This window comes from Streptomyces changanensis, from assembly GCF_024600715.1.
Taxonomy (GTDB): domain Bacteria; phylum Actinomycetota; class Actinomycetes; order Streptomycetales; family Streptomycetaceae; genus Streptomyces; species Streptomyces changanensis.
Map to the genome: position 1 here is coordinate 5,899,616 of NZ_CP102332.1, position 25,220 is coordinate 5,924,835.

19 protein-coding genes and 1 pseudogene are annotated in these 25,220 nt (G+C 69.0%); 17 read left to right on the top strand and 3 right to left on the bottom strand.

Annotated features, from left to right (window positions below; genetic code table 11):
• Positions 1–247: 247 nt before the first annotated feature.
• The 16 genes and pseudogenes from NRO40_RS25705 to NRO40_RS25780 all read left to right on the top strand — a co-directional run bounded on the left by NRO40_RS25705 (position 248) and on the right by NRO40_RS25780 (position 23,761).
• A complete protein-coding gene (locus NRO40_RS25705; protein ID WP_058944017.1) occupies positions 248–2,449 on the top strand; it encodes a discoidin domain-containing protein in 2,202 nt (733 codons plus the stop codon).
• Between the two features lie 258 nt (positions 2,450–2,707).
• Positions 2,708–4,885, top strand: coding sequence for a discoidin domain-containing protein (locus NRO40_RS25710; RefSeq protein ID WP_058944018.1), 2,178 nt, complete (start codon positions 2,708–2,710; stop codon positions 4,883–4,885).
• A gap of 146 nt (positions 4,886–5,031) precedes the next feature.
• Positions 5,032–6,123, top strand: coding sequence for a DUF1996 domain-containing protein (locus tag NRO40_RS25715; protein ID WP_257375516.1), 1,092 nt, complete (start codon positions 5,032–5,034; stop codon positions 6,121–6,123).
• Between the two features lie 175 nt (positions 6,124–6,298).
• Entirely contained in the window at positions 6,299–8,734 is a 2,436-nt protein-coding gene (locus tag NRO40_RS25720) for a glycoside hydrolase family 3 C-terminal domain-containing protein (RefSeq protein WP_058944020.1), read from the top strand.
• Positions 8,735–9,042: 308 nt separating this feature from the next.
• Positions 9,043–9,741, top strand: a complete 699-nt coding sequence (locus NRO40_RS25725; protein WP_058944021.1) for an alpha/beta hydrolase family protein — start codon at positions 9,043–9,045, stop codon at positions 9,739–9,741.
• A 1,724-nt stretch (positions 9,742–11,465) separates the two neighbouring features.
• Positions 11,466–12,884, top strand: a complete 1,419-nt coding sequence (locus NRO40_RS25730; protein WP_058944022.1) for an extracellular solute-binding protein — start codon at positions 11,466–11,468, stop codon at positions 12,882–12,884.
• Positions 12,885–13,014: 130 nt separating this feature from the next.
• A complete protein-coding gene (locus NRO40_RS25735; protein WP_058944023.1) occupies positions 13,015–13,974 on the top strand; it encodes a carbohydrate ABC transporter permease in 960 nt (319 codons plus the stop codon).
• Between the two features lie 15 nt (positions 13,975–13,989).
• Positions 13,990–14,865, top strand: coding sequence for a carbohydrate ABC transporter permease (locus tag NRO40_RS25740; RefSeq protein ID WP_058944024.1), 876 nt, complete (start codon positions 13,990–13,992; stop codon positions 14,863–14,865).
• Between the two features lie 117 nt (positions 14,866–14,982).
• Positions 14,983–16,590, top strand: coding sequence for a glycoside hydrolase family 13 protein (locus NRO40_RS25745; protein ID WP_058944025.1), 1,608 nt, complete (start codon positions 14,983–14,985; stop codon positions 16,588–16,590).
• Between the two features lie 134 nt (positions 16,591–16,724).
• Positions 16,725–18,767 (top strand): glycosyl hydrolase family 28-related protein, encoded by a 2,043-nt coding sequence (locus NRO40_RS25750; protein ID WP_058944026.1) that lies wholly within the window; start codon positions 16,725–16,727, stop codon positions 18,765–18,767.
• Between the two features lie 100 nt (positions 18,768–18,867).
• Complete coding sequence (locus tag NRO40_RS25755; RefSeq protein ID WP_058944027.1) at positions 18,868–20,664, top strand: ABC transporter ATP-binding protein; 1,797 nt, start codon at positions 18,868–18,870, stop codon at positions 20,662–20,664.
• A gap of 51 nt (positions 20,665–20,715) precedes the next feature.
• On the top strand, positions 20,716–21,009 hold the full coding sequence (locus NRO40_RS25760; RefSeq protein ID WP_157901911.1) for a hypothetical protein: 294 nt from the start codon (positions 20,716–20,718) through the stop codon (positions 21,007–21,009).
• Between the two features lie 609 nt (positions 21,010–21,618).
• Positions 21,619–22,143, top strand: a complete 525-nt coding sequence (locus tag NRO40_RS25765) for an AAA family ATPase (RefSeq protein ID WP_058944029.1) — start codon at positions 21,619–21,621, stop codon at positions 22,141–22,143.
• 210 nt (positions 22,144–22,353) lie between these two features.
• A pseudogene (locus NRO40_RS25770) lies at positions 22,354–22,644 on the top strand (hypothetical protein); the annotation flags it as partial.
• Positions 22,622–23,203 (top strand): sugar O-acetyltransferase, encoded by a 582-nt coding sequence (locus NRO40_RS25775; RefSeq protein WP_257375517.1) that lies wholly within the window; start codon positions 22,622–22,624, stop codon positions 23,201–23,203. The pseudogene NRO40_RS25770 and the gene NRO40_RS25775, both read left to right, overlap by 23 nt.
• A gap of 15 nt (positions 23,204–23,218) precedes the next feature.
• Positions 23,219–23,761 carry a TetR/AcrR family transcriptional regulator gene (locus tag NRO40_RS25780; RefSeq protein WP_058944030.1) on the top strand — a complete coding sequence of 181 codons (543 nt, stop codon included), beginning with the start codon at positions 23,219–23,221 and terminating at the stop codon, positions 23,759–23,761.
• On the opposite strand, the gene NRO40_RS25785 is transcribed toward NRO40_RS25780, so the two are convergent.
• From NRO40_RS25785 to NRO40_RS25795, 3 genes are all read right to left on the bottom strand, one after another.
• Positions 23,748–24,083, bottom strand: a complete 336-nt coding sequence (locus NRO40_RS25785) for a hypothetical protein (protein ID WP_157901912.1) — start codon at positions 24,081–24,083, stop codon at positions 23,748–23,750. The two genes, NRO40_RS25780 and NRO40_RS25785, sit on opposite strands and share 14 nt — an antisense overlap.
• A gap of 270 nt (positions 24,084–24,353) precedes the next feature.
• Entirely contained in the window at positions 24,354–24,644 is a 291-nt protein-coding gene (locus tag NRO40_RS25790; protein WP_058942205.1) for a cupin domain-containing protein, read from the bottom strand.
• Positions 24,610–24,858 carry a hypothetical protein gene (locus tag NRO40_RS25795; protein WP_058942204.1) on the bottom strand — a complete coding sequence of 83 codons (249 nt, stop codon included), beginning with the start codon at positions 24,856–24,858 and terminating at the stop codon, positions 24,610–24,612. The genes NRO40_RS25790 and NRO40_RS25795 overlap by 35 nt, the downstream gene beginning before the upstream one ends.
• 53 nt (positions 24,859–24,911) lie before the next feature.
• Between NRO40_RS25795 and NRO40_RS25800 the strand changes: the two genes are divergently transcribed.
• Positions 24,912–25,217, top strand: a complete 306-nt coding sequence (locus NRO40_RS25800) for a Rossmann-fold NAD(P)-binding domain-containing protein (RefSeq protein ID WP_058942203.1) — start codon at positions 24,912–24,914, stop codon at positions 25,215–25,217.
• Positions 25,218–25,220 lie beyond the last annotated feature (3 nt).

The window sequence follows — 25,220 nt, forward strand, 5'->3', positions numbered from 1 at the left end:
ATATGCGGGGAGACCGGGCCCTCCCACCGGCAGGCGCCGCCGTGTGCCGTGGCCCGGCACAGCCCGCCGGCGCCAACTAGGTCGCAACTGGGCATCTGTTGCTCATCGTGGAGTCATCCGACCGCATGCAGCCTTCAACTTAATGGAAGGCTAAAGAAAAGTCGGTCCGAGTCCTTGACCGCACCGGCTGGAACACGCCAAGGTCTGGAGAGCGCTCTCCCGTTTCAGGTTTGTTAAGGAGCCCTTCATGCCTGTTGGCATACCGGTCGCAACACCATCCCGCAGACGCCGTCCTCTGCCGGCCCGTAAAAGCATCGCCGGGGCGGTCGCCGCCGCCGTGGCGGGCAGCCTGCTCGCCCTGGCCCCCGCCACGACGGCACACGCCGCCCCCACCCTGCTCTCGCAGGGGAAGACGGCCACCGCCTCCTCCACCGAGGGCCCCGCCTTCGCCGCGAGCGCCGCGGTCGACGGCAACCTCACCGGCACCCGCTGGGCCAGTTCGTGGCAGGACGCCCAGTGGCTCCAGGTCGACCTCGGCAAGAGCGCCACGCTCAGCCACGCCGTCCTGACCTGGGAAGGCGCGTACGGCAAGAGCTACCAGATCCAGTCCTCGGAGAACGGCTCCGACTGGAGGACCGTCACCTCCGTCAGCGCCGGCGACGGCGGCACCGACGACGTCACCCTCTCCGGGACCGGCCGCTACATCCGCATGAACGGCCTCACCCGTGCCACCGGATACGGCTTTTCCCTCTGGGAGTTCCAGGTGTACGGCTCCACCGACGGTGGCGGTCCGACGCTCCCGGGCGGCGGCGACCTCGGCCCCAACGTGCACGTCTTCGACCCGTCCACGCCTGGCATCCAGGGCAAGCTGGACCAGGTGTTCCAGGAGCAGGAGTCGGCCCAGTTCGGCTCGGGCCGGCACGCCTTCCTCTTCAAGCCGGGTACGTACAACAACCTGAACGCGCAGATCGGCTTCTACACCCAGATCGCCGGTCTTGGGCTCCGCCCGGGCGACACCACCATCAACGGCGACGTCACCGTCGACGCCGGCTGGTTCAACGGCAACGCCACCCAGAACTTCTGGCGCGGCGCGGAGGGCCTGACCCTCAACCCGGTCAACGGCACCAACCGGTGGGCCGTCTCGCAGGCATCGTCCTTCCGCCGCATGCACGTCAAGGGCGGTCTCAACCTGGCGCCGAACGGCTACGGCTGGGCCTCCGGCGGGTACATCGCCGACTCCAAGGTCGACGGCCAGGTCGGCAACTACTCCCAGCAGCAGTGGTACACCCGCGACAGCTCGATCGGCGGCTGGTCCAACAGCGTCTGGAACCAGACCTTCTCCGGCACCGAGGGCGCTCCGGCGACCTCCTTCCCCGAGCCCCGCTACACCACGCTCGACACCACGCCGATCTCCCGCGAGAAGCCCTACCTCTACCTCGACGGCAGCGAGTACAAAGTGTTCGCGCCCGCCAAGCGCGTCAACGCACGCGGCACCAGCTGGGCCAACGGCACCCCGCAGGGCGAGTCCATCCCGCTCAGCCAGTTCTACGTGGTCAAGCCCGGTGCCACCGCCGCCACCATCAACCAGGCGCTGGCCCAGGGCCTGCACCTGCTCTTCACCCCGGGCGTCTACCACGTCGACCAGACCATCAACGTGAACCGGGCGAACACCATCGTGCTCGGCCTCGGCCTCGCCACGATCATCCCGGACAACGGCGTCACCGCGATGAGGGTGGCCGACGTCGACGGGGTCCGGCTCGCCGGCTTCCTGATCGACGCGGGCCCGGTCAACTCCCCGACGCTGCTGGAGATCGGGCCGCAGGGCGCAGGCGCGGACCACGCCGCCAACCCCACCACCGTGCAGGACGTCTACATCCGCATCGGCGGCGCCCACGTCGGCAAGGCCACCACCAGCATGGTCGTGAACAGTGACGACGCGATCATCGACCACACCTGGGTCTGGCGCGCCGACCACGGCGAGGGCTGGGGCTGGGAGACCAACCGCGCCGACTACGGCGTCCGGGTCAACGGCGACGACGTGCTCGCCACCGGCCTGTTCGTCGAGCACTTCAACAAGTACGACGTCGAGTGGTACGGCGAGCGCGGCCGCACGATCTTCTACCAGAACGAGAAGGCGTACGACGCCCCCAACCAGGCCGCCATCCAGAACGGCACCACGAAGGGCTACGCCGCCTACCGCGTCGACGACTCGGTGAACACCCACGAGGCGTGGGGTCTCGGCAGCTACTGCAACTACAACGTCGACCCGACCATCGTCCAGGACCACGGCTTCAAGGCGCCCGTCAAGCCGGGCGTGAGGTTCCACAGCCTCCTGGTGGTCTCTCTCGGCGGAATGGGCCACTACAACCACGTCATCAACAACACCGGGGCGTCCACCATCCCCGCCGGCACCTCGACCGTGCCCTCGACGGTCGTCTCCTTCCCCTGACGCACCCTCGCTTCTCCGCCGGTCTCCGGTAACGCCACGGAGCCGACCGCAACTCCCCGGGCCGGGTGAACAGTCCCCGCGCCCCGGCCCGGGGCACCTACCGCACCACCCGACCAGCCAGGACGCCCTGACCCTGGCGCGTCACCGATAGTGACATGGGCATGCCACACCCGCCCGCCCCGAGAGAGCGCTGCATCGGCGGGTGAGCCCCATCCGGGAGCTGGTCGCACGTCACCGCCATTGACATCAGGAGCCGCAATGTCACATCCCCCCTCCATGGCCGCACCAGCCCGCCGCACGCGCGGCGCGGCGGCAGCCCTGACCCTCGGAGCGCTTCTCGCCTCCTCCCTCACCGCCCTTGCCACCGCGCCCGCCGCCAGCGCCGCTGAGACCCTGCTGTCCCAGGGCAAGACGGCCACCGCCTCCTCCTCCGAAGGCGCGGCCTTCTCCGCCGCCGCCGCCGTCGACGGCGACCTCACGGGCACCCGGTGGGCCAGCCAGTGGAGCGACGCCCAGTGGTTCCAGGTCGACCTCGGCGCGACCAAGGACCTGAGCCGCGTGGTCCTCACCTGGGAGGGCGCGTACGGCAAGAACTACGAGATCCAGGTCTCGGACGACGGGACCACCTGGCGCACGGCCAAGACCGTGACCGGCAGCGACGGCGGCACCGACGACATCGCGATCTCCGGTTCGGGCCGGTACGTGCGCATGAACGGCCTCGTCCGCTCCAGCGGCTACGGCTACTCGCTGTGGGAGTTCCAGGTGTACGGCGAGAGCGGCGGCACCACCCCGCCGCAGGGCGCCGTGCGCGTGGCGGGCTCTCAGGGCAACTGGCAGCTGACCGTCGGCGGGCAGCCGTACACCGTGAAGGGCCTCACCTGGGGTCCGGCGATGGCCGACGCCGCCCGCTACATGCCGGACCTGAAGTCCATGGGCGTCAACACCGTGCGGACCTGGGGGACCGACGCCTCCAGCAAGCCCCTGCTCGACGCGGCGGCCGCCCACGGTCTCAAGGTGATGAACGGCTTCTGGCTCCAGCCGGGCGGCGGCCCCGGCTCCGGTGGCTGCGTCAACTACGTCACCGACACGACGTACAAGAACACCATGCTCACCGAGTTCGCGAAGTGGGTCGACACCTACAAGTCCCACCCCGCGACGCTCATGTGGAACGTCGGCAACGAGTCCGTCCTCGGTCTGCAGAACTGCTACAGCGGCACCGAGCTGGAGAACCAGCGCAACGCGTACACGACCTTCGTCAACGACGTCGCCAAGAAGATCCACTCCATCGACCCCGACCACCCCGTCACCTCGACGGACGCCTGGACCGGAGCCTGGCCCTACTACAAGCGCAACGCGCCGGACCTCGACCTGTACTCGATGAACGCCTACGGCGACATCTGCGGCGTCCGGCAGGACTGGATCGACGGCGGGTACGACAAGCCGTACATCATCACCGAGACGGGCAACGCCGGCGAATGGGAGGTGCCCGACGACGTCAACGGCGTCCCCGACGAGCCCACCGACGTCCAGAAGGCCGAGGGCTACACCAAGGCCTGGGACTGCATCACCGGCCACCGGGGCGTCGCCCTGGGCGCGACGATGTTCCACTACGGCCTCGAACACGACTTCGGCGGCGTCTGGTTCAACCTCCTCCCGGACGGCCTCAAGCGTCTGTCGTACTACGCGGTGAAGAAGGCCTACGCCGGCTCCACCACCGGCGACAACACCCCGCCGGTCATCACGAACATGACGGTCACCCCGGCCTCCGCGGCTCCGGCGGGCCGTGAGTTCACGGTCCGCGCCGACATCCGCGACCCCGACGGCGACACGGTCACTCCCAAGATCTACCTGAGCGGCAACTACGCCAACGGCGACAAGCGTCTCGTCGACGCGCAGTGGCGTTCGCTCGGCAACAACACCTTCGCCGTCACGGCGCCCGAGAAGCTCGGCGTGTGGAAGGTCTACATCCAGGCCGAGGACGGCCGGGGCAACGCCGGCATCGAGACGAAGTCCGTCAAGGTCGTCGCCCCGCCCGTCGCCGGCACCAACATCGCCCTGGGCAAGCCCGCCACCGCCTCCTCCTCCCAGGCCTCCTACGGCGACTGCCCCTGCCCGGCGAGCAACGCCTTCGACGGCAACACCGGTACCCGCTGGGCCAGCGACTGGAGCGACCCGCAGTGGATCCAGGTGGATCTCGGCTCGGTCCGCTCCTTCAACCGGCTCCAGCTGGTCTGGGACCCGGCCTACGCCCGCTCCTACGAGGTCCAGGTCTCGGACAACGGCACCACCTGGCGCACGATCCACACCACCACCAGCGGCAACGGCGACATCGACACCATCGAGACGCCCGCCACCGCCCGGTACGTCAAGCTCCAGCTCACCGCGCGCGGCACCGGCTGGGGCTACTCGCTCCACGAGTTCGGCGTCTACAGCTGACGGAGCCGAACCCCCAAGACGGGTGGCGGGGCCTGCCGCTCGGCCCCGCCACCCCGGCACCACCGCACGAAGCGCAACCGCCACCACACCAGTCGCGTGGCGTCCTCGCGTGCACGCGAACCCACCCCCATGGGCAGGAGATCCCCATGAGATCGAGTCCGAAAAGGCTCCCCGCACTCCTCCTCGGTACGGCCCTCATCGCCAGCGTCCTCGGCATCGGCACCATCGCCTCCGCCGCGGGCACAGACAGCGGCATCCCTCCCGCCGTCGCCGCGGCCGACGCTCACAGCGGACACACCATGGCCGTGTCTACCCAGGCGTCGGGCGACGACCCCGACGGAGACGGCTACATCCCGGCCGTACCCCAGGTCACCGGCGTCGTCCCCTCCACGGCCACCCCGCCCCCGGCCTACCATCACGAGTTCCAGGCCGGCTGCTCCGTCACCCACACCGCCCCGGACGACCCGATCGTCTACCCGGGCCAGTTCGGCAAGTCCCACGACCACACGTTCATGGGCAACACCTCCACCAACGCCGCCAGCACCACCGGCTCGCTCTACGGAGGGAACACCACCTGCAAGGCGCCCGCGGACGCCTCCGCCTACTGGATGCCCTCGCTGTACAAGGGCGACCAGAAGATCCTGCCCGTCGGCCCACAGGTCATCTACTACAAGGCGGGCGTGACCGACTACAGGAGCGTGCGGCCCTTCCCCAAGGGTCTGCGGTTCGTCGTCGGCAACCCCATGCAGAGCGCGCAGGAGTTCCGGGCCCACAAGGGCTTCGTCGAGGGCTGGGAATGCGGTGACAGCTTCTTCAACACCGACATCCCGGCGAGCTGCCCGAGCCGGCCCGACGTCCAGCTCAACCTGCGCATGCAGGCCCCCAGTTGCTGGGACGGAAAGTACCTCGACACCCCGAACCACCAGAGCCACATGGCCTACCCGGTGGTCAAGCCCGGCACCAACGACAACATGTGCCCGGCCTCCCACCCGGTCGCCCTGCCGATGATCGAGTTCAAGATGGCGTGGCCGGTCAACGGCGACATGAGCCAGGTCCGCCTCGCCAGCGGGCGCGGCTACTCCTTCCACTACGACTTCTTCAACGCGTGGGAGGAGCGCACCCTCAAGGCCCTGGTCGACCACTGCATCGTCGGCGGCCTGCAGTGCGACACCCGGGGCTTCGACCTGTACCGCCCCGAACGCGGTGCCGTGCTGAACGCCGACCACCGCCTGCCCTGAGCCGGTCGGCGATGCGCACCGGCCCGGTCGCCCTCTCCCATACTCGGGGCGACCGGGCCTTTCGCGTGCGCAGGTGACGGTTGATCAGCAGAGGGCTTGACGTGGACCCCCTCGCGGACGAAAGCTTGGAGAGCGCTCTCCCAGTCGGGGGGTGGTTGACGTGACTGGGGTGGGAATGACCGACGACGTGATCGACCTGATGCTGCAGAAGCTCGATCTGACTCAGAAGGTACGGCTGCTGAGCGGTGCCACCACCTGGCGGACCGCCGACGAGCCGGCCGTCGAGCTGCGTCAGATGGTCATGTCCGACGGCCCTGCCGGCGTGCGAGGAGAGGCGTGGGACGAACGGCGCACCTCCGCGCTGCTGCCGTCGGCGTCCGCGATCGGCGCGCTGTGGGACGAGGAGCTGGTCGAGCGGCTGGGTGGTCTGCTCGCCTCGGAAGCGGCCCGCAAGGGTGTGGACATCGTCCTCGCCCCCACGCTCAACCTGCACCGCACTCCGCGGGGCGGCCGGCACTTCGAGTGCTACTCGGAGGATCCGGAGCTGACGGGCCGTACCGGTGCGGCGCTGATCCGGGGCATCCAGGCGGCCGGGGCGGCGGCCACGGCCAAGCACTACGTCGCCAACGATTCCGAGACCGAGCGCATGCATGTCGACGTACGGGTCTCCGAGCGGGTACTCAGGGAGGTGTACCTCGCTCCGTTCGAGGCGGCCGTCGACGCGGGCGTGTGGCTGGTCATGGCCGGATACAACAGCGTGAACGGCGCCACCATGACCGCAAACAGCCTTCTCGCCGAGCCGCTCAAGGGCGACTGGGGCTTCGACGGGGTGGTCGTCTCGGATTGGGGCGCGCTCCGTTCGACGACGGGTCCCGCGCTCGCCGCACTCGACCTGGCGATGCCCGGACCGCAGGGACCGTGGGAAGCGGAACTGGCCCAGGCGGTGAAGGACGGCCTCGTCCCCGAGGAGATCATCGACGACAAGGTGCGGCGCCTGCTGAGGCTCGCCCACCGCCTTCACGCCCTCGGTCCGCGCCGGCCCCGGCGCGGACCGGCGTACACATCCCGCGACACACGCAAGCTGCTGCGCCGGACGGTGGCCGCCGGATCGGTACTCCTGAGCAACCGCGGGGTGCTGCCGCTGGACCGGGCCGCCCTGTCGACCGTCGCGGTCATCGGCGCACACGCCGCGTCCCCGCGGGTGCAGGGTGGTGGCAGCGCCGGCGTCTTCGACTCGGGCACGGTCACGCCCCTCGACGGAATCCGTGCCCGACTGCGCGGACATGCCCGCGTCGTGCACGTACCCGGCCCTTCCCTGGGCGTACCCCCGGCCCCTCTCGACCCCGACCGATGCAACAACCCCAGGTCGGGGCAGCCCGGAGTGCTGCTGCGGCTCCTCGACGCGGGCGGCGACGAGCTGTACGCGGAACACCGCTTGTCAGGGCGGCAGTTGGAACCGCCGGTCGTTCCCGGCGCGCGTACCGTGGAGGTCAGCGCGTTGATCAGGGCGGAGGCGATGGGGGAGTGGACCTTCGGCGTCGCCGGCTTCGGACGCATGTCGCTCACGCTTGACGACCGGATCGTGCTGGACGGTGAGTTCCCCTGCACCACCGACGACCCTGCCGTCGTCCACGTGACCCCGCCCCTGCACACCGCGCAGGCGACGATCAGCACACGACAGCCCGTCCATCTGGTGGCCCGGCGTGAACTGGTCCCGGGAGCCGGGCGGGCCGTGATCGTCGCGGCGGCGCCCCCGGAGCACGAGGCCTCGGCCGCGCTCGCCGAGGCGGTGGAAGCAGCCCGGAACGCGGACGCGGTGATCATGGTGGTCGGCACCACCGAGCACACCGAGACCGAAGGACACGACCGCACGGATCTCTCCCTGGGCGGACACCAGAACGCGCTCGTCCGCGCCGTGGCAGCGGTCAACCCGCGCACCGTCGCCGTGGTCAACAGCGGCGGCCCGGTGGAGCTTCCGTGGCGGGAGGAGGTGGGTGCGGTCCTGCTCTCCTGGTTTCCCGGACAGGAGGCCGGTTCCGGTCTCGCCGACATGCTCTTCGGACTCGTCGAGCCCGGCGGCCGGCTTCCGACGACCTGGGCGGCCTCACTCCCGGACGCACCCGTCACCCGCTCACAGCCGGTCGAAGGCCGACTCGACTACGAGGAAGGTCTGCACATCGGCTACCGCGCCTGGGTGCGCGCCGAGAGTGAACCCGCCTACTGGTTCGGGCACGGCGAGGGGTACACCACGTGGGAGTACGGGCCGGTGAGCGCCCCGGCGCAGGTGACGGAAGGCAACCCGTTCACCGTCAGCGTCCGGCTGCGCAACACGGGCGCGAGGTCCGGTCGCGAGGTGGTGCAGGTGTACCTGGCGCGCCCGGACTCCGCTGTGGAGCGACCGGACCTCTGGTTCGCCGGCTACGCCGCCGTCCAGGCAGAGCCCGGTGCCTCGGCGACCGCCGTAGTGGACGTGCCGGCACGCGCACTGCGGCACTGGTCCGAGGAAGCCCGGGCCTGGCGCACGGAGGCAGGGGCATACCGAATCATGGTGGGGCGTTCCGCCGGCCACCTGGTATGGCACGGGAACCTGAGCGTCCAGGAGCCCTGGTGACGTCAACACCGGACGGTGGCCGACTGCAAGCTGCGCGCGTCACGAGAATCCCGCACAGACGGATGACGATGGATAGCTGGATGACTTATGGATGCGTCTCTCCACGCATGGAGCTCTCTGGAAAGTTGAATTAGGATCATGACGGAGCCTCAGATACGAGACCTGTTCGATGAAAGACGGCGCGACTACAGAGACGAGAACTCCCGCGTCCTGTCCGCGTTTATATATGGCACCCCTCGGCCTCGTCCGGAAAGGTGCCACCGCCGGCGGTGCTGATTTCACACGGCACAGGTGGCTCGGCACGACAAATGGCATGGCTGGCCGAAACGCTGGCGGCGGCCGGGTTCCTCGCAGTCTCGGTGGAACACCACGGCAACAACTTCGTGGACGGCTATCTCCCGCAGGGCTTCGCCTTCGAATGGGAACGACCCCGAGATCTGTCGTTCGCCCTGGATGTGATCACTGCGGAGCAAGCGCTGGGCAGGGTCGGGGCAGCGGGGTTCTCGTCCGGCGGGTGCACCAGCGCAGCCCTCACGGGCGCACGGATCGACAGCGGTGTGCTGCGGGCCGTACTGGACGGGCGCGCCCGGATGCCGGAGCTACCCGAGTTTCCCGGCTTGCTGGAAGCCCTCGGCACGTCGGTTCCCGGCGAGCAACTGACACAGGCGCTCGCGGAAGCAGGCCAGGATCACGGGGATCATCGGGTACGCGCCGCGTTCCTCATCTGCCCGGCGATCGGCGAGATGATCACCGCGGAGAGCCTGGAGTGCGTCGACCGCCCGGTGGAGATCAGGTGGGGTGACGCCGATACCATCACGCCCCCGGAGGAGAACGCGCTGCGCTACCTCAACCTCATCCCTGCCGCCGGCGGCCGTTCGGTCGGCACTGACGTGCAGCACCACCATTTCCTCGGCGGCAACCCGGAAGGCGCGGAGACCCGTCGCCGAGTGGCCTCCGAGGCGGTGGAGTTCTTCCGCGCGCACCTGTGTACCGGACAGGGGGAATAGAACCGGACATCCCGATCCGCAGGGTGCTGGACACAGTGGGCCTGATAGCGGCGCTAGCTGTCGTCCGCGCTGAGAATCCGCGGCACCCGCACTCCCAGGCCGTCCAGGCTGCGCTGGGCGGACAGGAAGGGGGTGAGGCCGGTCGCGGGCGCGAACGGGTCAGTGCTGTCGGTCTGCCCGCATCCGGCCAGAAGCTCTCGTCTGTGGCCCAGATGTAGACGATCACGTTCGGGACGCGGGTTCCCTCGACATGGACCCGGTACACGCCCTTCTTGCTCCCTCCGGGGAGCCGGTCCACCGAGACCACACGGCACCCCGCTCCGAGCGCATGGCGCACCGGTACTGACAGCTCTTCGAGCTTCGCGAATCGCCGTATCCGCAGAACCTAGCGGGAACACACCGGGCACGCACCCGTTCCAGAAGCGGTGAAGACGGCGCGGACGGCTGGTCGAGGAGCTTGATGCACATGGTGGGCAATCGTCTGACCGTCGACACGCAGGGACCGTGGAGTCCGGGGCCACCGGGGAGGGATTCTCCGGCGAGCCTGATCACGTCATGTCACTCCAGGGCGCAGGTCGGTGAGGCAGGGATCGGTATCGCCCTCCTTCGGACGACGAGGCCTCTCATTCAAGGAGGGAGCTCACCACGGGCCGCCCGGGCCGGGCAGCGCCAGTGGGGGAGGGGGCGAGGGCGGGCGTCCTGGGACCTCCCTCGTCGTCGGCCTTCTCCATCACGGCAATGACGACGCGCCTCCGTGGGTCTGCCGGACCGGAGCGCACTCCATATGTCGTGTGACGGTGGGCAGGTCGACAGCCGCGGGGCCGTCCCGCGAGCCGGCCCCGACACTGCGGCGGCGCGTACGGCCTCTGGCCCCTTCTCGTGTGCATCGCCTATGTGACGTGCGTACCGCACCGGGTGCGCCCCACCTCCTAGAAATCGTTCCCGACCTGAGCAGCACGTGTCGGGGAGGCGTATGCGGCGACGACTCCGAGCGCTCCTTGTCATTGGGAACGGCTCTTGGGCTCACCGCTTGAGCAGTTTCGGCGGCCGCCCCCGGATCGGCCGGTTGCCACGTGCGCAATCTCGGGCGGCCGATCCGATGGGTGCTGCCGCGGTCGCCATGCCGAGGGCCGCCACGGGAACCGACATGCCGTGGGCACCGCGGTCCCCGGGTCCCGGCGGTCCGCAGGCTCAGGCGTAGAGAGGTGACTCCCGAGGCGAGGATCCTTGGTGAGGCCTCGGTAGGCGTCTCAGGTCTTCTCCGGTGTAGGGCGACCGCCCCGGGCCGAAGTTTTTGCACGTAGGCCGAGTCGACCGGGACGAATCAGGTGCCGGGAGGCAGACCGGGGCGCGGCTTGTTCGCCCCGGTCGCTGCCGACTTCAGTGAGCGGCTGCCTACAGAGGGGGATCTCTTCGAAGGATTCTATGGGCAGTCGCCTATGGATCCCAGGTCTTCCGAGGTCGTGACGCTCGATGGGAAGGAGCCTTGCTTCGGGATTGCGGGAAGCGCGCCCAGGTGACTCCACCCACTTCGCAATGTCGCAACCCTGCGCATCAGTCACGATACGATTACTCAGTCCTGTCGGGCAATTACGAAACGAACGCGAGATATTGCGTTCACTTGTTGGTGGTGATTGAGTGTGCCGCACCCCGCGATGCCAACGGCGCTGGGGTGCCCTCACGTTCACGTACCGCTCCTCGCTCATGCCCGAAGGGGTCCACTCATGAGAAGTGCCCGGTTCCGCCGCAGTCGTCGTGCCGCCGCGATCACCCTCGTCTCCGCACTGTCGCTGACCGCGCTCGCCGCCTGCGGCACGAGCAGCAGCAACGACAACAGCAGCGATGGAACCCAGCAAAACGGTTCCTCGGATCCCACGCTGCCGCTGGACCCGAAGACCAAGGTGACGCTCACGATCGACTGCATGCCGCCCACGGCGAAGGCGGCCGAGCTCAAGGAGTGGAAGGAGGACGTCGCCGAGTTCAACAAGACGTACCCGAACATCACCATCGAGGGACGCTCCACGCCCGGCCAGTGCCTGGAGCCGCCGCGCTTCACCGCGATGCTCAAGGCCAAGTCGCAGCCGGACGTCTTCTACACCTACTTCACCGACCTGCCGCAGGTCCTGGACAACGACGGCGCCGCCGACATCACCGACTACGTCCACCCGAAGTCGGTCCCGCTGCTCAAGGACATCGACCCGAACGTCCTCAACTCCCTCAAGCACGACGGCAAGCTCTACGGCCTGCCCACCAGCAACTACACGATGGGCCTGCTGATCAACCGCAAGCTCTTCAAGGACGCCGGCCTGAATCCGGACGCCCCGCCGCGCACCTGGGAGGAAGTCCGCGCCGCCGCCAAGAAGATCGCCGGCCTCGGCAAGGGCATAGCCGGCTTCGGCGAGTACAGCGCCGGAAACACCGGCGGCTGGCACTTCACCGCGCAGATGTACAGCCTCGGCGGCGACATCGTGGACGCGTCCGGCACGAAGGCCGCGTTCAACAACGAGCTCGGCAAGCAGGTCGCGAAGAACCTCCACGCCATGAGGTGGGAGGACGACAGCATGGGTAAGACCCAGCTGCTGAAGTGGGGCGACCTGCAGAAGCAGATCGCCACCGACAAGCTCGGCATGTTCCTCGCCGCCCCCGACGACATCGCGTACATGGTCCAGCAGTTGGGCGCGAAGTACGAGAACTTCGGCATGGGCCCGATCCCCGGCGGCAAGAACACGCTGGCCGGCGGCAACAACTACATGATCAAGAAGGGCATCTCGCCCGACAAGATCAAGGCCGCGATCGCCTGGCTCAACTTCAAGAACCTCACCGTCGGCAAGGGTCAGTTCGACTGGGCCCGCACCAAGGCCGACGGCCTGCCGGTCGGTATCCCGCAGCCGAACTTCTGGCTGAACGACTCCAAGACGAAGGACGACGCCGCCCGCGTGGAGCACGCCACCATGCCGGTCGAGAACTTCAAGGCGTTCATGGACAACCCCGTCGCGGGCAAGGCCGAGCCGCCGAAGGCCCAGGAGGTCTACAAGGTACTGGACAACGTGATGTCCGGCATTCTCACCAACAAGAACGCCGACATCGACAAGCTCCTGGCCACCGCCGAGGCACAGGTCAACCAGGTCCTCGCCAACCAGTGACCGGCCGGGTACGGGGCGGGCGTCCGCCCGCCCCGGCCCAGAGCGGCGGGCCGGGCCGACTCCGGCCCGCCCCACTCCACCAGCCCGCCCGATCGGGCCCAGAACCGGCAGACAGTACCAAGGAGCGACGATGTCGGCCCCCAGCCTGACCCCGAGCAAGGCGGATCCCGTCCGCCCCGCCCCGCCGCGTGAGAGGAAGCGCGCGCCCGCCTCGGGCGGTTTCACCCGTGCCCTGCGGCGCAATTTCACCGCTCACGGCTTCCTCATCGGCGCGGTCCTCTGCTTCGGCGTCTTCTCCTGGTACCCGATGGTCCGGGAGTTCTTCCTCGCCTTCCAGAAGACCGAAGGCGGCCGTACGACCTGGGTGGGTCTCGACAACCTGATCACGGTCGTCAACGACCCGGCCTTCTGGCAGGCCTGGGGCAACACCGCCCTGTTCACCGTCCTCGCGCTCGTCTTCGGCTTCGTAGTGCCCTTCCTCATCGCGGTCGTCATCAACGAGTTCCACCACGGGCAGGGCTACCTCCGCCTGCTCGTCTACCTGCCGGTGATGCTGCCGCCGGTCGCTTCGGTCCTGCTCTTCAAGTACCTGTACGACCCCGGCTACGGCCTCCTCAACGAGCTGTTCACCTCGATCGGCCTGCCCGAGCAGCAGTGGCTTCAGGACCCGGACATCTCGATGGTCGCGGTCGTCATCGCCTCGACCTGGATGAACATGGGCGGCGCCACCCTGATCTACCTCGCCTCGCTCCAGTCCATCCCCGGCGAGCTGTACGAGGCCGCCGAGTTGGACGGTGCCGGTCTGCTGCGCAAGATCTGGCACGTCACCATCCCGCAGACCCGCCTCATCCTGTCGCTGATGGCGCTCATGCAGGTCATCGCCACGATGCAGGTCTTCGTAGAGCCGTTCCTGCTCACCGGCGGCGCGGGACCCGAGGGCTCGACGACCACGGTCGTCTACCTCATCTACCAGTACGCCTTCAACTTCAACAACTACGGTGCCGCGGCGGCGCTCGGCCTGCTCCTGCTCGTACTCCTGGCCGGCTTCTCGGCGGTGTACGTCAAGCTCAGCCGCGCCGAGGACGAGTAGGACCGGAGACCAGCCATGTCCACACGTACACTCATCTCACCGGCCGTCCTCGCCAGGCCCCGCGGCAAGGCCCTCTACTGGACCGTCTTCGCCGCCGTCACCCTACTGTTCACCCTGGTCTTCCTCGGCCCTCTGTACTGGCTCGTCTCCAGCGGGTTCAAGGACGCCCAGGAGGTCATCCAAACCCCGCCGACCCTGGTTCCCGGCACCTTCGAGCCGGAGAACTACACCCGGGCCTGGGAGGTCATGGACCTCGCCACCCTCCTCTTCAACACCCTGTACTACGCCTTCGGCGCCCTCGCCTTCCAACTGGTCTTCGACGTGGCGGCCGCCTACTCGCTGTCGAAGCTGCGGCCCGTCTTCGGCAAGGCGATCCTCGGCATGATGCTGGCCACGCTGATGATCCCGGCGACCGTGCTCGTCGTGCCGCAGTACCTGACGGTGCTCGACGTGCCGGTCATCGAGCGCAACCTGCTCAACACCCCGTGGGCGATCTGGCTGCCAGCCGTCACCAACGCCTTCAACATCTTCCTGCTGAAGCGGTTCTTCGACTCCATCCCGAAGGAGCTGCTCGACGCAGCCTCGATGGACGGGGCCTCGCCCACGCGGGTCCTGTGGTCGATTGTCCTGCCGATCTCCCGGCCGATCCTCGGGGTGGTCTCGATCTTCGCGGTCGTGGGGGTGTGGAAGGACTTCCTCTGGCCGATGCTCACCCTGCCCGACCCGTCGAAGCAGACCCTCAACGTCGGCATCTACTCGCTGTCCAACGGAGTCCCGGTCAATGTGCTGATCGCCGCCCTGACCATCGCCTCCGTTCCCACGCTGCTGATCTTCCTGGTCTTCCAGCGCAACATCATGAGCGGCCTGACCGCCGGCGGCCTCAAGGGCTGACCGAGCCCTTCGGCCCTCCCTTCCGCACCCCAGAACTTCGTCGTCGGCCCGCCTTCCCGTGCCCCGCCGCACCGGGCCGACGACGAAGCACCCCGACCTGCCCGAAAGGACCCCCACGTGGCAGCCCCTGACACCCCCCGCACCGACGACTGGTGGCGCGACGCCGTCATCTACCAGGTGTACCCGCGCAGCTTCGCCGACGGCGACGGCGACGGCACCGGTGACCTCGCGGGCGTCCGGGCGAGACTGCCCTATCTCGCCGAACTCGGTGTCGACGCCGTCTGGTTCACCCCCTGGTACGCCTCCCCGATGGTCGACGGCGGCTACGACGTCGCCGACTACCGCGCCATCGACCCGGCCTTCGGTACCCTCGAGGAGGCCGAGAAGCTCATCGCCGAAGCGGCCGAACTGGGCCTGCGCGTCATCGTCGACATCGTCCCCAACCACGTCTCCGACCAGCACGCCTGGTTCCGGGCCGCGCTCGCCGCGGGACCCGGAAGCCCCGAACGCGCCCGCTTCCACTTCCGGCCCGGACGCGGCGAGCACGGCGAACTCCCGCCCAACGACTGGCCGTCCCAGTTCTCCGGGAACACCTGGACCCGCGTCCCCGACGGCGAGTGGTACCTCCACCTCTTCACCCCCGAACAGCCCGACCTCAACTGGTCCCACCCCGACGTCCGCCGGGAACACGAGGACGTGCTCCGCTTCTGGTTCGAGCGGGGCGTCGCCGGCGTACGGATCGACTCCGCCGCCCTCCTCACCAAGGACCCTGGGCTGCGCGACTTCGTCGAGGGCGTCGACCCGCACCCGTACATCGACCAGGACGAGATCCACGACATCTACCGCTCCTGGCGGGCCATCGCCGACGAGTACGGCGGCGTCTTCGTCGGCGAGGTCTGGCTCCCCGACGCCGAACGCTTCGCCCGCTACCTCCGCCCCGACGAACTCCACACCGCCTTCAACTTCAACTTCCTCGCCTGCCCCTGGGAGCCCGACCGGCTGCGCTCCGTCATCGACGCCACCCTCGCCGAGCACGCCCCCGTCAAGGCCCCCGCCACCTGGGTGCTGTGCAACCACGACGTGACCCGCACCGCCACCCGCTACGGCCGCGAGGACACTGGCTTCGACTTCGCCAAGAAGCGCTTCGGCACCCCCACCGACCTGGAGCTCGGCACCCGCCGCGCCCGCGCGGCCGCCCTCCTCACCCTCGCTCTGCCCGGCTCCGTCTACCTCTACCAGGGCGAGGAACTGGGCCTTCCCGAGGCCGACATCCCGCTGGACCGCATCCAGGACCCCATGCACTTCCGCTCCGGCGGCACCGACCCCGGCCGCGACGGCTGCCGCGTCCCCCTCCCCTGGGAGGCCGACGCCCCCTCGTACGGCTTCGGCTCCGGTGGTACGGAGCCCTGGCTACCGCAGCCCGCCGACTGGGCCCGCTACGCAGTCGACTGCCAGGCCGCCGACCCCGGCTCCATGCTGACGCTCTACCGCACCGCCCTGGAGCTGCGCCGCACGGAGGTCGGACTTGGAGACGGACCCATGGGATGGCTGCCATCGCCCGAGGGTGTGCTGAGTTTCGCCCGCGCGGAGAACCTTCTCTGCGTCGTCAACCTTGCCGGCCACGCCGTACCCCTTCCGCCGCACACCGATGTCCTGCTCGCCAGCGACGAGCTGCCGGCGGACGGCACCCTCCCCCCGGACACCGCCGTCTGGCTGCGTACCTGACCACGCCGCGTCCGGCGGGATGCCCGGTGTGCCAACCCCTCGCGAGGAGTCAGCACACCGGGTCTGCTGTTCCCACGGCCCGGGCCGCACGCCCGGGCGATGTCCGCATCACCTCTGACGGAAGTGAGCCCGATATGCATGCGAGCCGATCCGGATGCGGCGCCCGTAGAGGCCGAAGAGCCGTGCTGGCGACTGCCGCCCTCGCACTGAGCCTGAGTGTCGTCCTCGACGGCGTCGCGACGGCGGGCACTGCAGACCACAAGCAGGCCGGCGCCGCCGGTCCGGTGGTCACCAGGGCGGCCCTCGCCCCTGAGCTCGTGGCCGACCGCGGCGCCACCGTCGCCTTCGACGAGCAGGAGGCGGAGAACGCCGTCACCGACGGCACGGTCATCGGACCCGACCGCACCCCGTACACGCTCCCCTCCGAGGCGTCGGGCCGCTCCGCCGTACGGCTGACCGCCGGGCAGCACGTCGAGTTCGTCCTCCCGCGCGACGCCAACGCCCTCACCGTCCGCTACAGCATCCCCGACGCGCCCGAAGGCGGCGGCATCACCGCCCCGCTCGACGTCTCCGTCGACGGACGCCACCGCAAGACGATGACGCTGACCTCCCAGTACTCCTGGCTCTACAACCAGTACCCCTTCACCAACGACCCGAACGCGGATCTCCTCCACCGCGAATGGTGGCTCGCCGAGTGCGCCTGCGTTCCGGCTGCCACCACCCCGGCGCCCGCCTTCGACAAGCCCTTCCGGCCCACCCACTTCTACGACGAGCAGCGGCTCCACCTCGGCCGCACCTACCAGGCGGGCGACCGGGTCCGGCTCGCCGTCCCCGCGAACAGCCCCGCCGCCTGGACGGTGATCGATCTGCTCGACACCGAGCTGGTCGCCCCGCCGCACGTGGAGCGCGGCGGGGTGAACGTCCTGGCCTTCGGCGCCGACCCCACCGGCCGGCGTGACGCGGCCCCTGCCATCGAGCGGGCCATCGCCTTCGCCGAGCGCGTCGGCCGGAACGTCTACATGCCCCCGGGCACGTTCCAGGTCAACCGTCATATCGTCGTCGACGACGTCGCCATTGTCGGCGCCGGCAACTGGCACACCACCCTCAAGGGCCGCCAGGTCACCCTCCCTGAACCCGCTCCGGACGGCTCCCGTCACACCGGCGTCGGCCTGTACGGCAGGAGCGCGGCCGAGGGCGGCAGCCGGAACGTGCACCTGCGGGGCTTCGCCGTCGAGGGCGACGTCCGCGAGCGGATCGACACCGATCAGGTGAACGCGATCGGTGGCGCCATGAGCGACTCCACCGTCGACGGCCTCTACCTGCACCACACCAAGGTCGGCCTCTGGTTCGACGGCCCGATGTCGAACGTGAAGGTCACGAACAACATCATCACCGACCAGATCGCCGACGCCCTCAACTTCCACACCGGCGTCACCGACTCCCTGGTCCACAACAACTTCGTCCGCAACACCGGCGACGACGGTCTGGCCATGTGGTCGGCGAAGACCTCCGACGCGCGCAACACCTTCTCCCGCAACACCGTCCAGTCCCCGACCCTCGCCAACGGCATCGCGATCTACGGCGGCGAGGACAACACCGTCAGCGGCAACCTCGTCGCCGACCCGGTACGCGAGGGAAGCGGCCTCCACGCCGGCTCCCGCTTCGGCGCCGAGCCCTTCACCGGCACCCTCCGCTTCACCGACAACACCACCGTCCGTGCCGGCACCCTCGATCTCAACTGGAGGATCGGCCTCGGAGCGATCTGGTTCTACGCCCTGGACAAGAGCATCGACGCCGACATCCGCGTCACCGGCGACCACTACCTCGACTCCACCCACAACGCGATCATGCTCGTCAGCGAGTACGGGGTGAAGGACAAGGTCGACGTCCCGGCCGTCCACTTCAAGGACATCCGGGTCGACGGCACCGGCAACTCCGTCCTCAGCGCCCGGGTGAAGGGCTCCGCCACCTTCGAGAACGTCGACGCCCGCAACGTCGGGGCCGTTGGCGTGAACAACTGCGGCTCCTTCAACTTCCCCGCTACGGGCTCGGAGTTCGCCCTGACCGACCTCGGTGGCAACGACGGTGGCTGGCTCGCCCCCTGGCTGCTGCCCAACACCATCACCTGCGACGACCGCCCGACCGTCGTCGCGCCACCGGCACCGTCCCCCTGGTGACGCGACCACGGCAGACGTAAGGGGTACAGGCGGTGTGCCGGTCCACGGACCGGCACACCGCCCATACCCCGTTTTCCGACAGAGCAGAGATGACACCCCCATGCGACAGAAGCAGCCCACCCCGCGGGTGGCCTCCTTGCCCGCCGACCACGTCTACAGCGGACAGAACCCCGTACGCACCCTCGGCCGGCTCTTGAGTCCCGAGCTCCCGCGGCTGACGGTGGCCGTCGTGACCTTCGTCGCCAAGCACAGTCCCATCTGGCTGCTGCCGCTCATCACGGCGGTGATCCTCGACGTGGTGGTGGAACACCGGCCCGTGTCGGAGCTGTGGACCGCCACAGCGGTCCTGCTGGCGATCCTCCTGCTCAATTTTCCCCTGCACCTGGTCTACGTGCGCTGTATGGGGACCATCGTGCGAGGCCTGGGCACGATGCTGCGCTCGGCGCTGTGCGCCCGTATGCAGCAGCTGTCGATCGGCTACCACTCGCGAACCAGTGCGAGTGTTCTTCAGGCGAAGGTGATCAGGGACGCCGAGGCGGTCGAGCAGATGCTCATGCAGTGTGCCGATCTCGGCCTCGCGGCGGTGGTGACCCTCGTCGGGGGCCTGGTCGTCATCGGGCTGCGTGTCCCGTCTTTCCTGCCGGTCTTCCTGATCGTCGTTCCGGCGGCGGGGCTGCTGGTGATGAGGCTCCGGGGCCGCCTTCGGGACCAGAACGAACTCTTCCGGCGCCGCGTTGAGCAGCTTTCCTCAAGGGTGGGGGAGATGACCTCGCTCATTCCCATCACCCGCGCCCACGGCCTGGAGCACGCGGCGCTCGGCCGCGTGAACGCCACGCTGGACGAGGTCCGCTCCGAGGGCATCCGGCTCGATCTGCTCAACGGGCGTTTCGGCTCGCTGGCGTGGATCGTGCTGAACACACTCGGTCTGCTGTGTCTGACGGGTTCGGCGCTGGTGGCGTACCACGGCTGGTTGCCCGTCACGGCCGGTGACGTCGTCATGCTGAGCGGCTTCTTCACCATTCTGACGGGTTCCGTCACCACGCTGCTCAGCCTGGCTCCGGTCCTCAGCAAGGGACTGGAGTCGGTGCGCTCGATCGGCGAAGTGCTCCAGGAGCCAGACCTGGAGCGGAACACCGGCAAGGAGCAGATCTCCTCTGTCGAGGGGCGCATCGACTTTGAGAACGTGAGCTTCGCCTACGGGGAACCCGGCGCGGCGGACCGAGAGGTCGCCGTCGACCGGGTGAGCCTGTCCGCGCGCCGCGGGGAGACCGTCGCTCTCGTCGGGGCGTCCGGCGCGGGCAAGTCCACCGTCCTCAACCTGCTGATCGGCTTCATCCGCCCCACCAGCGGCCGCATCCTCCTCGACGGCACGGACATGGCGCGACTCGACCTGAGGAGCTACCGCCGCTTCGTCTCCGTCGTGCCCCAGGAGTCGATCCTCTTCGAGGGCACGATCGAGGAGAACGTCACGTACGGTCTGCGCGACGTCGGCAAGGATGCTGTCCGACAGGCCCTCCAGGACGCCAACGCGCTGGAGTTCGTCGACAGCCTCCCGCACGGCGTCGACACCGTCGTGGGCGAGCGCGGCGCCCGGCTGTCTGGCGGTCAGAAGCAACGCCTGGCCATCGCCCGGGCCCTCGTCCGCGATCCCCGCGTGCTCGTCCTCGACGAAGCCACCTCCGCCCTCGACAACCACTCGGAAGCGCTGATCCAGCAGGCGCTGAGCCGTCTGGTGCGGGGCCGGACCGTCTTCGTGGTCGCCCACCGCCTCTCCACGATTCAGGACGCCGACCGGATCGTCGTCATGGACCACGGCCGTATCGCCGAAATGGGAACCCATGACGAACTCATCGACCGGGGCGGCTTGTACGCGAGGATGCACACGGCGAAGCGCTGAAGGGGCCCGTTTCGCCACGGCCGGGAGTAAACGGGAGCAAAGGGGAAGAGGATGGTCGACAGACGGTTTCCGAGCGCCGCCGAGCTCGCGGAAGTCCTCGCCTCCAGACCTGGTGCTACCGGGAAGCCCCAGGTGATCGCTGTGCGGGATCTATCGCCCGGGTTGGGCCAGGCCGCCGTGCTCGGAGTCACCGTCGAGGTCGGCATCGGAGCGGCACCCGAGGACTGGATCGTCAAAATGCCTTGGTGGGGACACCGTTCGGGGCTTGATGCGCGAGACGCTTTTCTGGAGCACCGGGAGGCGCTGTTCCTGGGCGGTGACCTGGCCGGCTGCCGTCCGGCCTGACTCTGCCGCGGACACCGCCGTGGTGCGGCATGACCAAGCCGTGTGGATCGTGATGAGCGTCGCCATGCGCGACGGCCGCGTGACGGAGAACCACCGCAACGGGACACCCGCCGCGCAGGAAAGGGCCAGTATGTCCGCTTCCACCTCCGCCCGCAGCAGGCCGGAAGCGCCATGACACGGCGTACGAGGGGCCCATGGGCGCTGGGCGTCGGCGTGCTCACCCTCGCCGCGGTGCGCGCCGCTCTCGTGCTGATCACGGTGGAAGGTGCCAGCATGGAGCCCGGCTACCGGCACGGAGACCGCCGGCTGATGCTGCGCCGACCGCCGGTCCGGCTGCGCCACGCGCGAGTCGTCGTCCTCCGTGGGCCGTTCGGCCCGCCGGGGGAGCAATCGGCCCACGAGGTTCGGTACGCGGTGAAACGCGTCGCCGGGCTGTCGGGACACCCCACCCCCAGCGGGCTGCCCGGCGCAGGCCGCACCATTCCGCCGGGACGGGACGGGTGGCCGTGCTGGGCGACAACGCGCCTCACAGCTCCGACTCACGTGCTCTGCCGCCTTGGCGGGAAGGGACCTGTCCCAGCGGCCGAGCCTCTGCCAGGCTGACACGCCATGACTTCTTACGACCTGTTGCTCATCGGCGGTGGCGCGGGCGTCGGTAAGACGACGGTCGCGTGGGAGGTGTCGGCAGCCCTCCAGGAGAGAAACACGGCGCACTGCCTCATCGAGGGGGACTGCATGGACCAGATCCACCCCGCCCCCGCCGGTGACCCCCGCCGCACAGCGATCACGGAACGGAACATCGCAGCGGTCTGGTCGAACTACGCGGCCCTCGGCCAGCAACGGCTGATCTACACCAACACGGTGAGCATCCTGGAGGAGGAGATGGTCCGTCGGGCCATGGGCAGTGACACGGTCCGAGTCACCTGCGTACTGCTCACGGCCGAGGAATCCACCACGAGGCAGCGGCTCACCCGACGGGAGATCGGATCCCGGCTGTCGGTTCACATCGAGCGGAGCCTGCGGATGGCACGCCATCTGGACGAGGCGGCCCCACGGGGTACCGTCCGCATCACGACGGACGGCCGATCGGTACGCGATGTCGCCGCACGCGTACTGGAGGCTGCCGCCTGGTAGAGCCGAGATCCGGCCGGTGGTGACGGCAGCACTCTTGTCTTCCTGGATGCGGGCGCGAGCTCGACATTTCCTGCCGATCGAGGGCGCCGGGCACATGTTCACGGGCCACGACGCCATAACCTGGTCGCGACCTCAGTGGCATTCCTTGCACGGGTCTGACCGGACGCCAAGACGTCGCCGCTCCGGGCGCGCTACTCCTGCTACGCCGTCCTCGACCCCGCCGACGGCCACTGCCGCCTCACCCGCGCCGGTCACCCGCCGCCGGCCCTGATAGAGCCCGACGAAACCACCCGCCTTCTGCTGCTCCACACCCTGCGGAAGTCGCCGTGTCCGGGCTCGCAGATCGAAGACGGATCGAAGACAGAAGTCAGAGCCGGAGTCATGATTGCCGGTAGGGCGCTCCTGCCCCCGGACGCGACGGAACGCGCCTTGGCGCCAAAGTGTACGGTCGTACACTCTGGAGTGTACGATCGTACGCATGACGGTGGACTACTTTGCTGACGACCCGCGCACCAATCTGGAGCGCATGCTCGCGGGCGACCTCTACATCGCCGACGATCCCCAGATCACCGACAGGCAGCAACGCGCCATGCGACTCGCCGAGCGCTACCGGACCACGTTCCTGGACGATCCGGCCGCCGCCCGGCCGCTCCTCGACGAGCTGCTCGGCTTCGCGGGTGAAGAGATCGAGGTGCGGCCGCCGCTGTACGTGGACTACGGCAGCAACATTTCCATCGGGGCCCGGACCTTCGTCAATTACAACCTGACCGCACTGGACGTGGCGGCGATCACCATCGGAGAGGACTGCCAGATCGGCCCGAACGTGCAGCTCCTCACCCCTACCCACCCCCTGGAGCCCAGACCCCGGCGCGACAAGCTGGAGGCCGCGCTCCCCATCACCCTCGGAGACAACGTTTGGCTCGGCGGAGGTGTCATCGTCTGCCCGGGAGTGAGCATCGGCGACAACAGCGTCATCGGCGCCGGATCGGTCGTCACCAAGGACATCCCCGCCAACGTCGTCGCCGTCGGCAGCCCAGCCCGGCCTGTCCGAGACCTCTGAAAGTCATCGACTCCAATGGCCACCGGACACACCGACCCGCAGCGCCGCGAGCGCATCCTCAGCGCCACCCTGGACCACATCGCCGCCGAAGGCGTCGCCGGCGTCTCCCACCGGAAGATCGCGGCCCGCGCCGACGTGCCGCTGGGCTCGATGACCTACCACTTCAAAGGCATCGACGAACTGCTCCGCGAAGCCTTCACCCGCTTCGCCGACCACGTTGTCGCCGTCTTCGAACAGCGTCTGAACGCGGCCGTCAGCCCCGAGCAGGCATGCGAAGCGGTCAGCAGCCTCATCCACGAGCTCTCCGACGGACCGCAAAGAGACCTGATCCTCACCCACGAGCTCTACACTCTCGCGGCCCGACGTCCGGAGTACCGAGAACTGACACGAAAGTGGATGATCCGCAGCCGTCAACTCTTGGAACGGCACTTCGACGCCGAAACAGCCCGCCAGCTCGACGCACTCATTGAGGGACTCACCCTCCACCGCGCGCTCGACACCACACCGCACGACCGAAAGCTGACGAGCGAAGCCGTCAAGCGCATCACCACCGCCTAGACACGGCCCTCGAACAGCCTGCGGGGGCTGGACCTGACACCGGTCCCCGCAGGCACTTATCCGTCGAGAGCGACTGCCGGACCGGCTCGACGCCATCCGGTAAGCCCAGCCCCTTGCCGTGGTGGCCCGCGTGGATGCCAAGGAGGATGAGGTAGAAGCACGGCTCGGCGGGGTGGGCGGCCTCCAGCTGGTCGTAGATCGCCAGGATGGCCTTGGCCGCCTCTGTTCCGGCGGCCTGGGTCAGCAGTTCCTCCAGGCCGGCTTCCTCGTCCGAGGTGGGCTCGGTGCCGTTCGGCGGGATCCACACGGCTGCGGCTTCCACGCCAGCGTCACCAGTGTCCAGGGGTGGCGCAGCGCGGAGGTGACGTACAGGTGCCACATGGTGGCCGCCCGCACGGCGCGCCGTGGTTCGTCGGGAAGGTCGGCCCCACAGCGGATCGTGGAAGAAGGCGGTCGTCATCACTTGACGATCGCGTCGATGTCCTTGGCGGCGGCGACCCGGGCGGGGTAGGGGGGTATGGGCTGGTCATTGCCGTACCGTAACCGCGCGGAACCGCCCGGCGCTCGACGGATTTCGTTGTCCGGGGCGGGGCTACTTCTTCTTCATCTCGATCTCGACGAAGGCCAGCGGCGTGGTGCCGGCGTTGACGACCTCGTGTTCGCCGCCGGCTGGGCGGGCGTAGGACTGTCCCGCCCGCAGCTGCGATGAGGTGACCGTGCCGTCGGGGGTGATCACGTCGGTCTGGCCGTCGGTGACGGGGACGACGACGTAGTCGTGCTCGTGCACGTGCCGGCCGGTGCTCTGTCCGGGCTCGAAATCCCAGCGGGTGACCCGCACCCGCTCGTCCTCATGCTGCACGCTCGCGCGGGCCGTACTCGTCATGGCCGGTCTCCTTGCTGTCGTTGGCGGAGCATCCCTGGTGGCAGGCTAGCTGGCGGTTCTCACCGTGCCGTGCCGGGGCGGGGCGGGTGCCGGCCGTGGTCGCGGCGCGTCGGGCGAGCAGGTCGGTGACCAGGGAGAGCGGTGGCCAGGTGAGGCAGCCGTGGCGGGCGACGGCGTGGGCCCGCAGCATCACCTGGGGGCCGGTGAGCGGCATCAGGCGGACCTCGGGGAAGGTCGGAGTGCCGGCAGAACACGCTCGTCACCGACGTGGTCCTGGGGGCGGCCGACACCGACATCATGGCGGGCGCCGACTACGACGGCCCCCTCACGGATCCCGCCGACGTGGCCCGCATCGCACTCGACGGCGTGGAGAAGGGCCTCATCGAGGTCGTCGTCGACGAGTGGAGCACCCACGTGAAGGCGGCCCTGGCCGGCGACCCCGCTGACTTCTGCCAGCAGCTGCTAGTAGGGCTTGGTCAGGTCCGTAGTGGGATGGGTATGTCGCGGTGGCAGGTGGGGCAGGCGCCGGTCCAGAGGGCGAGGAGCGTCTGCAGCTCGCGGACGACCTTGTAGAGG